We start from the raw sequence: 14,801 nt of genomic DNA, 5'->3' as shown, positions 1-14,801 counted from the left end.
CACCGCCGCCAAGCACGGCCTGGACGCACTCGACGTGCTCAAACAGCTGTTCACCACCGGACCGTGGATGCCCCCAGCTCACTCAAGCTGAATACGTACCTTCGACCGGCCGCGGCTCGTGCTGCTGCGGACTCATCGCGGACCGAGCCTAAGGGACGTCTCGTAACGGGGTGAAGGTGTTGCCCGGCGCGGGACCGGTGGTCAGCCGGTGAGGATGATGTTGTGGAGGTTGGCGATGCCTGAAGCGACGTCGGTCAATGTGTGGGCGGCGCGGCGGTAGTCGGCGCAGGATCTTGAAGCACTTCATCCTGGCCAGGGCGTGTTCGACCCCTGCCCGGACGGTTCGGTGTTCGACGTTGAGGGTTTGCTGCGGTTCCTGCTCCGCGACCGCGATACGAAATTTACGGCGGTCTTCGACGCGGTGTTCACCGCGGAAGGCATCGACGTGATCAAACCCGGCCGCAGGCGCCTCGGGCGAACGCCAACGCCGAGCGGTGGGTTGGCACCGTACGCCGGGAGTGCACCGACCGGATGCTCATCGTCGGCGAACGCCACCTCGCAGCCGTCCTCGCCGGGTACACGACCCACTACAACAGCCATCGCCCACATCGATCACTCGGCCAGCAGCCGCCCAACCCGTCGCCGGGAGTCATTGACCTGACCGCCACCAGGATCCGACGGCGCCCGATCCTCGGCGGGTTGATCAACGAGTATTCGCAGGCAGCGTAGCCGAACCGACTTTGCGAGCCCCACAGGTCGTGCGGCCAGCGCAGCGGAGTTCACCGCCTCCGCCGTCGCGGACGCACCAACGTCCTCGTCGGCTTGCGCTTACATCTTCATGACGATGGCAACAGCGGCAAGGAACGAGTGTCGTACGACGGCCAACCATTGTCGGTCTCAGGTCGACGCCCTCGGTCGCCAGCAGCGTCAGCAGCGTCATCCCCGGACAATCATGAGACCTGAACCCACGAGAACGTCAGTAGAGCCGGATCGAGGCTAAGGCGGCGCCGCAGTGCGACCCCGCCTTAGCCGGCGGGTGGGACTATCGCCCGAGGCGCTGGAACTGATCCGGCGTGAGCTTCTGCGACGGCCCTTGGTACATCGCGTTGAAGATCATCTTCTCTTCGCCCCGGTTCCAGGTGCGGAACCCGATCTCGCTACCGAAGGTGACGACGGAGCCGCGACCCACGGTCCAGGACAGACCGTTCACCGCGCCGTTGAGGTACTCGCCACCAATTAACCAACCGCTCTGCAGTTGCTCGCCGCTGTGCGGGTACTTCGACACGACCTGCACCGGGTACTTGTTCGGGTCGGTGAGCTCATATGCACGGTCCTCGTCGAACCAGGCGGGGTTCTTCGGATCCATACCCCAGGCGACCGGGTTGTTGCTGTCGATCTCCTGACTCAGCAGCGCTCCAGGGCAATAGAAGACCGACGAGTCGGACGGCAGGATGGACCGCAGCGGCAGCTCGAACAGCTGCTGCGCGGTGTTCGCCCCGCTGCCGTACGCGACCAGCGTCCCGCCAGCGGTGACGAAGTCGCGAAGCTTGTTCCAGCCGTCGTCGCCGACGCCGAACGCCCAGCTCCACTCCGCCGTGTAGTTGTTGGGGTTCAACCCGTTGGTGATGGAGCTCTTGCTCACGCCGGTCGGCATGATGATGGCGTCGAACCTGCCGGCAAGGTTCGTGTAGTCCTGCGCCTTGACGACCGAGTAGTTCACGCCGTACTGGTCGAACATCCACATCAGCCAGCCGGACTGGAGGTTGTTCGCCGGCTTGAGCAGACCGATCTTAGTGTCGGGCTTAAGCTGTACGCCTTCGATGCGCGGCACCGCCGAGAGGGCGAAGACCGCAATTCCGGTGCTGCTGGACTGGTTGTGCAGGATCTGCCGGGCGGCGTCGGTCGGCGGAACGATGAACGTGCCCGCCGGGAAGGTGCGGCCACCGTCGGCGAACTGCTTGGCAACCCGGAAGGTGGGGATGCCCTGCTTCTGCAGCTTGGACACGATCTGGAAAACGCCGTACGACTCCGCGCCGAGCGCGTACGCGCCGGTGGCCGGGGGTGGCGCCGGCATCGTGACCGCCGCCGGCTTGATCGCGCTGAGCAGCTTGGTGCTAACCGAAAACGCGCTGGTGACCAGGTTGGCCTGGAAGCCGAGCAGCATCGGCAGGGTCTGCGCGGTCACGTCGTACGGTCGCTGCGGGGGTCCGTCGGGGTATTGCAGGAGGTGCGGGTACTCCTGCACCTCCAGCAGCGTCTCGGCGAACCCGCTGTAGGGCTGGTTCATGTAGATGATGTACGACCCGGCTGGGTACTGCTGCCCGCCGGCGCTGAACGCCGACTGCGCCTGACGAATTTCGACGGCGCCGGTGTGCAGGATGTCCACGGCGTCGCGGACCGCCTGCGGGTCCCGCTGGCCGGCCGGGATGATCCAGGCGCCGGTCCGGGAAACCGCCTTGGCCCCGACCCGGTAGAAGTTGTAGAGCCAGTTGTAGCGGTCGTACGCCACGGCCTCAATGCCCGAGTAGAAGGCCTGTGAGACGTAGTCGACGATCTGCCGCAGCGTCCAGGTGTTCTGGTCGTACGGCTCGATGAAGCTGATGGTCGAGTGCTGGGAACCGATCGGACTGTTGCTGACCAGCGGGTAGGCGAGGTTCGAGCAGCTGGCCGCCTCGGTGAGGATGCGCACGGCGTTGTGGTAGACGCAGTACTGCCGCGACGGGGTCCAGTAGTCGTACGTCATGCCCCAGCCGACGCCCTTCATACCGGCGGCGGTCATTCCCCGCTGCATCGCGAGGCCGAGCGAGTCGCTCTGCTGCACGGTTATGGAGTCGATGTTGGGGTCGTACGGCGACAGGTAGGGCGGCGTGAACATCCGCGGCGCGTTCGAGCCGGCCTGGTGCGAGTCCTGCAGCACCTGCGGGTGGTACTTGTTCTGGATCTGTGTGGCCAGATGGCTTTCGACCTGAGTCAGCATGAACCAGTCACGGTTGTCGTCGTGGCCGGTGTACTTCTGGTAAAGGTCCGGATAGGTACGGGAATAGTTGGTGCCCGCCGTGGCGGCGAAGTGGTCGTTGACCTTGACGAGCCCGTCCGGGTTCTGACAGGGCACCAGCAGGATCACCAGGTCATCGAGGATGTTGTTCATGTACTCGGATTGCTCGGTGGCGAGGCGGTGCGCCCACTCGATGGTGGCCTGCGAGTTGCCGACCTCGGTCGAGTGGATGCCGGCGTACACCATGTAGAAGGGCTTGCCGGTGCGGGCGAGCTCCTCGGCCTCGGTCGGGGACAACCCGCGGGGGTCGGCCAGCCGACTGTTGATCTCGACGAGGTTGTCGAGGTTGGCCAGGTTCTTCGGCGAGCTGATCGTGAGCAACACGTACGGGTTGCCCTCGGTGGTCTTGCCGACCTCCTCGAGGTTCACCCGGTTGCTCTTCTCGGCGATGAGCTGGAAGTACGGGAGCATCTTGTCCCAGGTCGCCAGCTTGCCGTCGGACCCGATGCGGAAGCCGAAGTACTGCTCCGGGGTCGGAATCGCGGCGGCCTTCGCGGCGGCCAGCGCGTCGATGGGCTGGGCCGCGCGCGGCTGAGCCGACGCGGCATCGGGGTGGATCACGGTCGTCGCGGCTGCCGCGGCACCGACCGCCGCCGTGGACTTGAGCAACATGCGACGGGACAGGCCTGAGGTTTCACTGCTTGTCATCTGGCATCGCCTTCCGTGGCCGGTCTGCCGACCGGCCGTCATCTGGTGTGGAGATAGCGCGTCCCCACGCGGCTACCGGTAGGTCCTTCGTGCTGCCTCCGCAGCGTGGTTCCCTGGTACGCCAGGGCGACCAGGTGGCGTCGGCCCGGATTCCGGATGCTCCCGTTCTTTCAGACAGCGATAGGTCAGCAGCGCTGTCAGCCCCTGATCAGACGGACGTGCCCGGGGGAGCGCGGCCACGCTCCCTCAGTGGATGGCCGTGGCCGTTCAGCCCGTCGGCCCAGGCCAGCATCAGCCTGCGCAACCAGGCCGGCTCTTCGCAAAATCCGCCTTCGGCACCTCGGGATCGACGAACAGCCCGGCGGCGCAGGTCCTGCCAGACCACACTCTCGCCCTCGCCCTCGGCCTCGGCGAGGCGGCCGAGGCTGACCAGATAGTTGGTCTCGATCCGGCTAAAGTCGTCCTCGGCCTAGCCATAGATCATCCCGAACACCGCATCGGCGTCGGTCTTGCCCGCCACATGCGCGACCCCCCAGTCATCGCGGATGATCGTCACGTGCGCCGCTTGCTTGCGCCAGCTGGCGAGATCGGGCGCGGTTTGCGCGGAAGCGGCGGACGCGCCGCCGGACGCAGTCCCGCCGCGACGGGCGCGGCTCCAGCGGCCAGTCCGACTGCTCCGCCCAGGATGCGGCGCCGGCTCAGCCCTTCGTTCTGCGCGTGGTTCATGAGTTGGTCCACCTTGCTCGGGGGTCAATGGATCGTGCGGGGTTTACGCGAGCCGTCAGCATCGCGGCGACCACGCCGGTGTTGTGGAGGGAAGGGGTCGGCTCAGCTCGACGTGGCGCTGCCGCGCAACGCCCCTCGCCAGCGAGCCGGCCGGGGACGTTGCGCGGGCGTGGTACCTGCTAGCCCGTCGCCCCGAGGTAGAGGGCGTTGAAGAGCATCTTGTAGGTGCCGTGCGACTGCGCCCGGTGCTGCGGCTTGAAGCCGAGGACCACCACTTGGCCTTCCCCGAGCTCGGCGGTGAGGACGTTGGCCTTGCCGGAGATGACGTTCTCGCCGAGGAGCCAGCCGCTCTTCAGCAGCCCCGAGGCCGGGTACGCGCCGACCGTGGTGACGCCGACCGCGCCGTCCGCGACCGCGAACGCCGGGCTGGACGACGCGAACGCCGAGTACTCGGGGGTCATGCCGTAGGCGACCGGGCTGGTCGGGTCGACGGTCGAACGCAGGATCGAGCCGGGAACGTACAGCTTGTCGCTCGGTACCCCGGCCGTGACGTCGGTGATCGGGAGGCCGAACGCCTGGATCGGTAGCTGCGACGCCTGGTTGAGGGTCACCAGGGTCCCGCCCTGCTCGACGAACTTCTTCAAGTTCGCCACGCCGGCGGCGGTCATGCCCCCGGTGTACTCCTCCGGCAACGTGCCGGGCTTGCGGCCGTTGAGCATCGAGGAGTACGACGCGTCGGGCAGCACGATCACGTCGTACGACTTGCGCAGCGACGTGTTCGTGCGGATCTCCTTGTCCAGCAACGAGGTGCAGCCGAAGCCGAACCGCTCCAGGATGTAGCGGGTCCAGCCCTCGTCGGCGTTGCCGCCCGCCGCCTTGTAGAGCGCGACCTTCGGCGCGGCGATCCGGCGCTGAGCCGCCGGCGCCTTGTCCACCGCCGCCACCGACAGGCCGAGTTGCTGGGCCGCCGCGGCGACCCGGCCGTCGGCGCCGGCCCGCGTCTTGACCACGAACGTGCCGGCCGGCAGCTCGCCGTCGCGGGTCCTGACCGCGGCGGTCGCCCGGTAGACAGTCTCACCCTCGGTGAGCAGCTGGTTGATCGCGGTCGCGCTGTCGTTGACCCGCGGGTCGAACGCAAAGCCGTACGTGGGATTGCTCTGCACCGCGCCGGTGGGCACCTGCGCCCACTCGACCGGTTGCGAGTTGATGGTCAACGGCTGGTTGAACTTGTCGACCGTCACACCCATCTGCATCGGCAGCGTCCAGCCGGCGATGTCGTAGGGACGCTCCGGCGGCCCGCCGGGGAACTGCCGCCGGTCCGGATAGACCTGCGGGTTAAGCAGGTCGACCACGGCGGCGCGGTATGCCTGAGCGGCCCGGATAACGAATGAATTGGCCGGATAGTCGCGGTCACCGATGCGGAACGCGGCGCTAGCCTGCTCGACCTCGATGCCCTCCCACCGCAGCGCGTTGATCATCTTAACGGCGGTGGGGAAGTCAACCTGATCGGCGGGGACCACGTAGACCTCGTTGCCGCCGGCCTGGATCTGCCGGTGACCGGTCTGCCAGCTGTCGTACAGCCAGTTTTCCCGATCCTTGCTGGCAATGTCGAGCATCGCAAACGACGCGGTGTTGATGTATTCGCAGCTGTCCCGCAGGTGCCACTCGCCACCCTGGTAGGGGCTGGGGTAGAAGGTCGAGGGCTCCGAGGTGGAGGTGCCGTCCGGGAACGTCTTGGGGAAGGTCGCCTTGTCGTAGAACGCCGGCGTCGCCGAGGCGTGCGCGGTCTCGGTGAGCAGGCCGACCATGTTGTGGTACTGCGGCACGGACCGCATGCCGCCGTTCCACCAGGCGTCGTACTGCTGGCGGGAGACCGCACCGGTCTTGCCCTCCCGGTCTAGTTGCGCGGTCATCGCCGAGCCGACCAGGTTGACGCCGCGGGTGACCTCCGCCGGGATGTCCGGGTTGGTCGGGTCCTTGAACGGCGGCACGAAGATGCGGGCCGGGAACGCGGCCGTCTGGTGGGTGTTGTGGATCAGCTGCGGGAACCACTCGTGGTAGAGCTGGTTACCGATGTTGCGGGTCTCCGCGAGGTTGTACATGTACCAGTCGCGGTTGTCGTCGTGCCCCGCGTACTTCTGATACAGCCACGGATAGGTGCTGTCCTGGTACGGCGTGCCGAGATTGTTCATATACCAGTCGGCGACCTCGGTAGTCCCGTCCGGGTTCATGTTCGGCACCACCAGCGTCACCACGTCCTCGCGGATCCGCTTGCCCCGCTCGGACTCGTCGGTGAGCAGGTTGTACGCGAACAGGGGCGCGGTCTGCGAGCTGGCGACCTCGGTGCTGTGGATGCCGAAGTCCACCCAGGCGATTGCCTTGCCCTTCGCGGCGAGCCCCTTCGCCTGCTCGGCCGTCAGGCCCTGCGATCTTGAGAGCTGAGCCGAGATCTTCCGGTACTCGTCGAGGTTCTTCTTCTTCAGGTTCTTCTCGGAGGAGATGATCGCCATGAGCTGTGGGCGACCCTCCTCGGTCTTGCCGATCTCGACCAGCTGCATCCGGTCGCTGGCCTTGTCCAGTTTGCGGTAGTAGTCGGCGACCTGCTCGTAGGTGGCGAGCTTGTAGTCGGCGCACGGCTCCCAGCCGACCACCGAGGCGAACGTCGGGACGTTCGCCGCCGCGGCGGCGCTACCGGACGTGGTCAGGCTGATTGCGGGTACGCCGGCCAGCATCACCGCGAGCACCGAGAGCTGGGCGAGGCGGGGGTACCTTCTTCGCTTCACGGCTTCCTCTTTCCAGACGTGCGGGGTAAGGGGTGCCAGGGCAGGCGGCCCTTCCAATTGAAGACTGTCTAGCAGTGGCCAGAGTGGCCAGGAAGACGCCCGCAGCGACCTTGAGGAATTCTTGAGCTTCGATCGATAAGTATCGGAATCGGCGCTCTACGGACAGAATCGCCGCATGCGACTGCTGCTCGTGGAGGACGACATCCGGGTCGCCGGCGCACTCGCGACGGCGCTGCAACGGCGCGGATATCTGGTCGAGCACGCCGGCACCGTCGCGGCAGCTGTCGCCGCCGGGCCCGCCGACCTGGTGCTGCTTGATCTGAACCTGCCTGACGGCGATGGGCTGGCGGTCTGCCGATCGCTGCGGGCGGCAAGCGCCGCTGTCGGCATCATCGTGCTGACCGCTCGCGGCGAGTCGTCGACCTCCGAAGCTTCTCTGCCGGACCTGATCCGCGCACTGGGAGCCGACCACCCGGACGTACTCGATTCGCGCTGGGACCTTGCGCGATACCACCGCCAGAACGGCAACCGATCCCAAGCCGCGCGACAATTCCAGGAGGTCCTTGCCGACCGCGATCGGATACACGGCGCAGAGGACCAACAACTGAACCTCGCACGTCAGGAGCTTGAAGACTTCCTGGCCCAACCTGGATAGTCGCTGCCAACCCGGCCGGTCTTCATGGGCTTCACGTAGGCCGAAAGGTACTCCAGCGCAAGCACGGCTGGCCTGCCTTATGCGGGTCGAGGCTCACCCGGGCGACGGCGTGGAACCACCCAGGCTCGCCCTAGCCGCAGTGTGGCGCGCCCACGGGCTCGACGACGAAGGTGACCCAGTCGGCGAGGCCGCCGCCCGGCTGCTGGCCACGGCACGCGCAGGTGGAGCAGCCGCCGCAGGCCACCGACAACCGGTCCCCGCGCCAATCACAACGGCATGGGGACCGGCTGCCTCCTGGACCCGGCAGCAGGCGGAGCCGATGAGTCATAGCCTGCCTTGCAGCCCTTCCCACCCCCGTGTCGGAGGCGAGCGCTCGTACTGCACACTGCCTGCCCGGAGGCCACATAACCTCAAGCGGGTGGACGTGCTGCTGCGCGGCGGGCCAGGCGACGGTCAGGTCGTCCCGGGAGGCGGGGAGACTGTTGTGTGGCGAGCCTGCCTGTACGAGATCACGCCGGCGGTGGAACACCGGCACGGACGGGACCTGCGCGTGTACCGCCACCGCCCCGACTGCTGCGAGCCATACGGGCGAGGCTCCGAAGACCGCTGCGAGTAGCCCGTGCAGCTCCTGGGGACACCCTGGGTGAAGCGCTCGCCGCTCGTTCTCCTAGCAGTCGTCCTGCTTCCACTTTCCGTCTTCCCGCACCCACGGCTCCTTGGTCTGGTTCAGCGCAGGCACGTCGTACGTGTAGGTCACTCGAGCGAGATCACCCGAAACCTCTGCGTCGAAGGTCTTGAGCGGCATCGCCTTGCCGTACATCTGCTTGGCCGCAGTCAGCATGCCGGTGAACTCGCTGAGGGTCACGCGATCCTTGCACCTGGCGGAGAACAGGTCGTACGCGACCGTGGGCCTCGCGTCGAGGAAGGCGTCCGAGTACGCCACCACCGCCTGGCGAAGCTCCTCCTGCCCATCTGGCGAGTGCGCGGTCGGGCTGGCAGCCGCAGTTGGCGGCGCGGTCGCCGAAGGAGCCGCGGATGTCGAGGACGCAGCGGCGTCTGGCTTGTCGGCGGTGCCCGCGCAAGCGGTCAGAGGCAGAGCGAGGAGAGGGATTATGATCATGGCGTTGCGGATCATGGCGCGCACGGTACTGCCGCGACACGCCTCGATACCCGACGGGCTCCCCTGCCGCGCCAGGCAGCTGGCGACTCTGCGCTGATGACCGCCAAGGCTTGGCCGCCCGGAACTCGGCATCACGACGGTTACCTTTGTGTGGTCGTTTCGTGCCGGAGGGCTTCGGCGATGATCTGCACGACGTGGCGGCTGTCGAGGCCAGCGAGGTCGTGCACTTGAGTTCGGCAGGAGAATCCGTCGGCAAGGATCTGCCGGTCCGGGCTAGCGGATGCCTTGGCGAGGATGCCGCCCTGTGCGATCTTCTCGGAGACTTCGTAGTGGCCCTTCTCCATGCCGAAGTTTCCGGCGAGGCCGCAGCATCCTGCGGAGGTCTCGACGTCGCAGCCCATGGCTTCCAGGAGCGCCTGATCCGCGTTGTATCCCATGATGGAGTAGTGGTGGCAGTGGGGCTGGACGAGGAGTTTCTCGGCTGCCTGCGGCGGTGTCCAGTCGATGGAGGTGAGGAACTCGGCGATGGTCTTGACCGAGCGGGAGAGCTCGGCGGCGCGGGGGTTGTCGGAAAGGAGCTCGAGGAGGTCCGAGCGGAGCGTGGCGGTGCAGCTGGGCTCGAGGCCGACGACGGTCCTTCCGTCCCTGACGTGGGGAAGGAGGAGGTCGAGTGTCTTGCGGAGCTTGGCTTTGGCGGCGGTGAGCTGGCCGGTGGAGATGAGGGTCAGGCCGCAGCAGGCTCCGGGGCTGGCGATCTCGACGTCGCACCCGGCGGCGAAGAGGACCTTGAGGGCGTCCCGGGGGATGTCCGGAGCCATGGCGTCCGAGAAGGAGTCGACCCAGAGCAAGACCTTGTGCCCGTCCGTCTTCCCTTTGCCAGGCTTGGGCGGCTTGCTCCAGCGGAACGGCGTCAGGGGCAGCGGTGGCAATGACCGGCGGGTGTCTGCGCCCATCATCGTCATCATGGTTTTGCGAAGCAGGGGGATGCGGCTGGCGAGGTTGACGAGTGGGGCCAGTGGCGCGGCGAGCTTGAGCCACTGCGGAAGCCGGCCGAGGGTGTAGTGGCTGAGCGGACGCAGGCGCCCCTTGTAGGTCTGGTGGAGGGTCTCGGACTTGAACATGGCCATGTCGATGCCTGTGGGGCAGTCGTTGGCGCAGGCCTTGCAGCTCAGGCACAGGTCGAGGGCCTCGTGAACTTCGGGGGAGCTCCAGCCGAGCGTGAGGACTCCGCCGTTGAGCATCTCCTGGAGCGTCCGCGCGCGGCCTCGGGTGGAGTCCTTCTCGTCCCGGCTGGCGGCGTACGAGGGGCACATGAATCCGCCCTGTCCGCGCAGGTCGGCCCGGCACTTCCCCACCCCGACGCATCGGTGGACGGACTTGGTGATGTTTCCGCCATCGTGCGCGAAGGCGAAGCCGTCGGTGGCGCGGATCTGGAGGGCCTGAGGACGACGGAGGTCGGCGTCCAGCGGTGCCGGGCGGACAACGACGCCGGGGTTCATGAGGTCCTCGGGGTCTAAGAGGGCCTTGAAGGCCTCCATCGCGCGCAGGGCTTTCGGGCTGTACATGGTGGGCAGCAGCTCGGAGCGGGCGCGCCCGTCCCCGTGCTCGCCGGACAGGGAGCCGCCGTGCTCGGCGGCTAGGGCCGCGGCGCGTTCGAGGAACCTGCGCATGAGTGCGCCCCCGACCTCGAGCGGGAAGTCGATGCGGACGTGGACGCACCCGTCGCCGAAGTGGCCGTAGGCCAGCCCGGAGACGCCCTCCTCGGCCATGAGGGCTTCGAGCCCGCGCAGGTAGTCTCCGAGCCTCTCCGGGGGAACAGCGGAGTCCTCCCAGCCGGGCCAGGCCTGCTCGCCGGCGGCGGTGCGTCCGGCCAGGCCGGCACCGTCGGCGCGGATCTGCCAGAGCCTGGTCGCCTCGGGGCCTGCGGGCAGGACGACCGCGTCAGCTGAGCTGGCGGCGGTGACGAGCTTCTGCGCCGCCTCGACTGCCTCCTCTGAGGTGGCGCCGCCAACTTCCGCCATCAGCCATCCCCCGCCCGCGGGCAGCCTCGGGACGCTGGCGCTGCCATGCGCCCGGCGGACGACATCGACGAGCTGTGCGTCTAGGCCCTCCAGGGCGAGCGGGTGGAAGGGGAGCAGGTTCGGCACATCATCCGCGGCGGCGGCCATGTCGCTGTAGCCGAGGACGGCCAGAGCCGGCGCCGATGCCCGGGGGACGAGCCTGACCGTGGCTTCGAGGAGGATCCCGCAGCTGCCTTCGGTACCCGTCAGGGCAGCTGCGACGTTCCGTCCGTTCTCTGGGAGCAGGTGCTCGAGGGAGTAGCCGGAGATCTGGCGTCCGAAACGTCCGAACTCGGTGCGCAGCACGGCCAGGTTCTCCGAGACGAACGAGTCCAGGCCGGGCACGGCCTTGAGCGCATTGGTCCCCGAGCCGGCCGTGATGACCTCGCCGTGGCCGGTCAGCCAGGTCATTGACACCACGTTGTCGGCCGTGCGCCCATAGGAGAGGCCGTGCGGACCGCACGCATTGTTGCCGATCATCCCCCCGATCGTGCAGCGGGTGGCGGTGGAGGGGTCAGGGCCGAACCGCAGCCCGAAGGGCAGGGCCGCGTTCTGGAGCGTGCTCAGGACCGTCCCAGGTTCGACCACGGCTGTCGAGGACTCGGGGTCGACCGAGAGGATGCGGTTCATGAAGCGGGAGAAGTCGATCACGAGGCCGGGGCCTACCGCGTTGCCGGCGCAGGAGGTGCCTCCTCCCCTGACGGTGACGGGAATCCCGTGGGCGCGGGCGATGCCGACAGCTGCGACCACGTCGTCCTTCGACTTGGGCATGAGCACGGCCTGGGGGACGATCCGGTAGTTCGAAGCGTCGGTCGAATAGAGCGCTCTGGTCAGGGACGAGTCATCGACGAGGCCACCGAGGCGTACGCGGAGGTCGTCGAGGAACGCCTCGGCGGAGGCCTTCGGGGAATCTGTCACGGTCGAGGCCATTTTCTCGTGCCACTCCTGATGGGCCCTGGTCTGCTGGGGTTGGTATGGATCCGTTCGCAGCGGAGTCGTGTCTGCGTCTCTCGATCTCGCAGACGGACTGGGGACGAAAAGACTTCTCGCGGCTCAGCCGCTTCCCCTGATGGCCGTTACGGGAGAACGAGTTCGCTGGGGGTATCGCTGGCGGCGTCCTGGAGCCATCCAGGGTCCAGTCCTTGGGCGGAGAGCGCGGCGATGAGCTGTTCGAGGGCCGAGGGAGGTTCTGGGCTGTCGGGCTGTCCCGCGTCAGAGGCAAGGACCAGACGTGACCCTGCTGCTTGAGCAACGGCGGCCAGTTTGGAAGCTGTCATCCCGGGCTGGTGGAAGAGTTGGTAGGCGGTGATTTCGACGTGGGCGCCCTTATCGGCGAGCTCGGCGATCTCCTGCACCTTCATGGCGGGGACGGTGTAGGAGGGGTGTGTGAGCAGGAACCTGCTGATGCCCCGGTTAAGGGCCTGTTCGAGCAGCCACCTGCATTCCTCGCCACTGAGATGCCCTGTGCACAGCACCGCGTCGTGCTCGGCGATGAGGTCGAGCACCAGGGCGACGTCCTTCGCGGCTTCGTCGTCTGGGGCCAGGACCGGGGGGACGGACAGCACGGAGCGGTCCAGACGCTCGTCCAGGTCTGCCAGCCGTGGCAGGTGGGCACTCTCCTGGGTGTGGGCGTCTGCCGTGGGGAACCACACGACCCGACCGCCTGTGGACAGGGCCGAGAGGACAGCTGCCGGGTTGATCCCGCCGACGGCACGGTTGAGGGCGATTCCCCCCACGACCTCCAGCCCTGATGAGCGGCTGAGGGCGCTGGCCCGGCCCACGGTGGATTCGTGGTGGGCCTTCAGGACGAAGCCGCTGTAGCCGGCCGCGGCGTAGCTGTCCCCGATCTGGTCGTCGTAGCCGATCCGTTCGAGCACATCGGGGGCGGCATGTACATGGACGTCAAACATGCGCCTGCTCTCGTTCGGAGATGCGGCCCGTCGCGAGCGCACCGGCAAGGAAACCAGTTCGGGATTCTGCGAGCAGGGGGACTTCGGCCCGAAGCCGGCGCAGGGCCGTGATGTCGAGCTCGGCGACGGCGGCCCCTGGCTCGTCCCCGAGGCATGCACGGACGCTGCCGTCCGGGCCCAGAACGCGTGAGCCGCCCCAGAACCGGGCCCCGCTGTCCGTGCCGCAGCGGTTGACGAAGACGACGTAGCACTGCAACAGCACGGCTGCGTGTTCCAGAATCACCTCCCATGTGCGACGGATCCCCGTGGGGTCGGATCCCTCAATACTGGCCACGGGCACGACCAGGACTTCGGCCCCGCTTTGGGCCGCCAGCCAGGGGACGACGGGATGCCACATGTCATTGCAGATGGCTGTGGCGAACCTGGCGGCGCGGAAGCCGGCGGTCTGCAGCTCCGTGCCGGGCTGGAACGACAGGTGCTCGTTCCACGGCGCGTACGAGACGGGATGGAGCTTGCGCTGGAGGTGTCGGGTTCCTGTCAGGGGATCGCACAGGAGGTAGGCGTTCCAGGGCAGGCCGGAAGGGCTCTTCTCGGCAAAGCCGACTCCGACTCCTGTGGATGCGAGTGCGGCGAGCCGAGGGTCGTCGCTGGCGAACAGGTCTGTCTCCCGGTGGGGAGCGAACCCGTAGCCGTTGACCGAGAGCTCCGGGGTGAGGGCGAAGTCGATTGGGCCGAGGCTGCCGCGCAGTTCGGCGATATGGGCGAGGTTGTCTTCTACTGCGCCGAAGACAGGCGCGGTCTGGAGAAGCCCCACACGGAGCGTGTGAGGCTCCTGACCACCTGTCACTTCAGCTTGTTGGCGCTGAGCCACTGGCTGGCGACCTCCTCGGGGGTCTTGCCGTCGACGTCGATCTGCGCATTGAGCTTCTGCAGCTCGGAGGTGGTGAGCAGTTTGCTCACCGGTTCCATCACCGTCTGGATCTGCGGGTTCTTGTCTAGGACGGTGCCCCGGACGTTCAGGGAAAGGTTGTAGGGCGGGAAGAACTTCTTGTCGTCGTCCAGGACGGTCAGCTCGAGGGCGGAGATTCGGCCGTCAGTGGCGAAGGCCTCGCCGAAGTTGCAGGGGTTGCCCTTGGCGACGGCGTTGTAGATCGGGCCCTCTGCCAGCTCTGCCACCTTGTCCTTGGGGAGGCTGAAACCGTAGGCCTTCTGCAGCCCGGGCCACCCGTCGTTGCGACCGAAAAACTCGGAGGCGCCGCAGAAGCTGGCGCTTCCCGGATCCGTCGTGGCGAGCTTGGCGTAGTCGGAGAGGGTGGAGACGTTGAGCTTCTTCACCGTCTCCGTCTTCGCTGCGACGGCATAGGTGTTGTTCGCCGCTGCGGGCGGGAGCCACACCACGTCGTTGTTGGCCTTGTCCATGGCGCTGAGCTTCTGGTACAGGGCCTGCGGGTCGGTGACGCTCTCCGTCTGCTGCAGGGCCAGCCAGCCGGTGCCGGTGTACTCCCAGTACGTGTCCACAGCGCCGCTGGTCAGCGCGGCACGGACGGCGTTGGTTCCGCTCATGCCGCAGGTGCGCTTGACTGTCGCTCCCTGCGACTCGAGCCGCTCGGCGGTGATCTCGCACAGCAGCAGCTGCTCGGTGAAGTTCTTGGAAGCGACATTCAGGGTGGCCCCTTTGAGGGGGCCGTCCTTCGCGGGGCCGCCGCCCTGGTCGGCGCCGCTGCTGGTGAGAGCGCAGCCGCTGGTGAGCACAACGCTGAGCAGACCTGCGGCAGCAAGCATGATCTTGCGCATGTGGGAATCCATTCGTGGTGGTTGATGGTGCGTTCGGTTATGGGGGGAGA

At 67.3% G+C, this 14,801-nt stretch carries 10 protein-coding genes and 1 pseudogene; 3 read left to right on the top strand and 8 right to left on the bottom strand.

Translation table 11 applies throughout. The features are described from left to right. Positions 1–399: 399 nt before the first annotated feature. Entirely contained in the window at positions 400–729 is a 330-nt protein-coding gene (locus JNW87_RS02815) for an integrase core domain-containing protein (RefSeq protein WP_201749581.1), read from the top strand. Between the two features lie 313 nt (positions 730–1,042). Here JNW87_RS02815 and JNW87_RS02810 read toward each other — a convergent pair whose 3' ends face one another. From JNW87_RS02810 to JNW87_RS02805, 3 genes and pseudogenes are all read right to left on the bottom strand, one after another. Further along, entirely contained in the window at positions 1,043–3,703 is a 2,661-nt protein-coding gene (locus JNW87_RS02810; protein WP_238452907.1) for a M14 metallopeptidase family protein, read from the bottom strand. A 208-nt stretch (positions 3,704–3,911) separates the two neighbouring features. After that, positions 3,912–4,160, bottom strand: a pseudogene (locus JNW87_RS41240) (hypothetical protein); the annotation flags it as partial. A 448-nt stretch (positions 4,161–4,608) separates the two neighbouring features. Beyond that, complete coding sequence (locus JNW87_RS02805; protein WP_146231029.1) at positions 4,609–7,212, bottom strand: M14 metallopeptidase family protein; 2,604 nt, start codon at positions 7,210–7,212, stop codon at positions 4,609–4,611. Between the two features lie 175 nt (positions 7,213–7,387). On the opposite strand from JNW87_RS02805, the gene JNW87_RS39175 reads away from it, so the two are divergent. After that, positions 7,388–7,867 carry a response regulator transcription factor gene (locus JNW87_RS39175; protein WP_109801416.1) on the top strand — a complete coding sequence of 160 codons (480 nt, stop codon included), beginning with the start codon at positions 7,388–7,390 and terminating at the stop codon, positions 7,865–7,867. 418 nt (positions 7,868–8,285) lie between these two features. Beyond that, a complete protein-coding gene (locus JNW87_RS02795; protein ID WP_109801417.1) occupies positions 8,286–8,483 on the top strand; it encodes a hypothetical protein in 198 nt (65 codons plus the stop codon). A 51-nt stretch (positions 8,484–8,534) separates the two neighbouring features. On the opposite strand, the gene JNW87_RS02790 is transcribed toward JNW87_RS02795, so the two are convergent. The 5 genes from JNW87_RS02790 to JNW87_RS02770 form a co-directional block, all read right to left on the bottom strand. Beyond that, positions 8,535–9,002 (bottom strand): hypothetical protein, encoded by a 468-nt coding sequence (locus JNW87_RS02790; protein WP_146231030.1) that lies wholly within the window; start codon positions 9,000–9,002, stop codon positions 8,535–8,537. 125 nt (positions 9,003–9,127) lie between these two features. Next, positions 9,128–11,977, bottom strand: coding sequence for an FAD-binding and (Fe-S)-binding domain-containing protein (locus JNW87_RS02785; RefSeq protein WP_109801419.1), 2,850 nt, complete (start codon positions 11,975–11,977; stop codon positions 9,128–9,130). Between the two features lie 146 nt (positions 11,978–12,123). After that, complete coding sequence (locus JNW87_RS02780) at positions 12,124–12,957, bottom strand: DUF6282 family protein (protein ID WP_109801420.1); 834 nt, start codon at positions 12,955–12,957, stop codon at positions 12,124–12,126. Next, the gene (locus JNW87_RS02775) at positions 12,950–13,771 is read right to left on the bottom strand and encodes a carbon-nitrogen hydrolase family protein (RefSeq protein WP_238452906.1); all 822 of its coding nucleotides are present in this window, start codon (positions 13,769–13,771) and stop codon (positions 12,950–12,952) included. The genes JNW87_RS02780 and JNW87_RS02775 overlap by 8 nt, the downstream gene beginning before the upstream one ends. 29 nt (positions 13,772–13,800) lie before the next feature. Continuing rightward, positions 13,801–14,751, bottom strand: a complete 951-nt coding sequence (locus tag JNW87_RS02770; RefSeq protein WP_161557801.1) for a glycine betaine ABC transporter substrate-binding protein — start codon at positions 14,749–14,751, stop codon at positions 13,801–13,803. Positions 14,752–14,801: the final 50 nt, after the last annotated feature.

Source organism: Micromonospora sp. ATA51 (assembly GCF_016802855.1).
In the GTDB taxonomy this organism is placed as follows: domain Bacteria; phylum Actinomycetota; class Actinomycetes; order Mycobacteriales; family Micromonosporaceae; genus Micromonospora; species Micromonospora sicca.
The sequence above is the reverse complement of the archived record's forward strand: the minus strand, read 5'-3'. Positions and strand labels throughout refer to the sequence as shown.

Coding starts and splice junctions, on each gene's coding strand:
- JNW87_RS02810 (WP_238452907.1), bottom strand. CDS start 3,703: ATGACAAGCAGTGAAACCTCAGGCCTGTCCCGTCGCATGTTGCTCAAG.
- JNW87_RS39175 (WP_109801416.1), top strand. CDS start 7,388: ATGCGACTGCTGCTCGTGGAGGACGACATCCGGGTCGCCGGCGCACTC.
- JNW87_RS02790 (WP_146231030.1), bottom strand. CDS start 9,002: ATGATCCGCAACGCCATGATCATAATCCCTCTCCTCGCTCTGCCTCTG.
- JNW87_RS02785 (WP_109801419.1), bottom strand. CDS start 11,977: ATGGCCTCGACCGTGACAGATTCCCCGAAGGCCTCCGCCGAGGCGTTC.
- JNW87_RS02780 (WP_109801420.1), bottom strand. CDS start 12,957: ATGTTTGACGTCCATGTACATGCCGCCCCCGATGTGCTCGAACGGATC.
- JNW87_RS02770 (WP_161557801.1), bottom strand. CDS start 14,751: ATGCGCAAGATCATGCTTGCTGCCGCAGGTCTGCTCAGCGTTGTGCTC.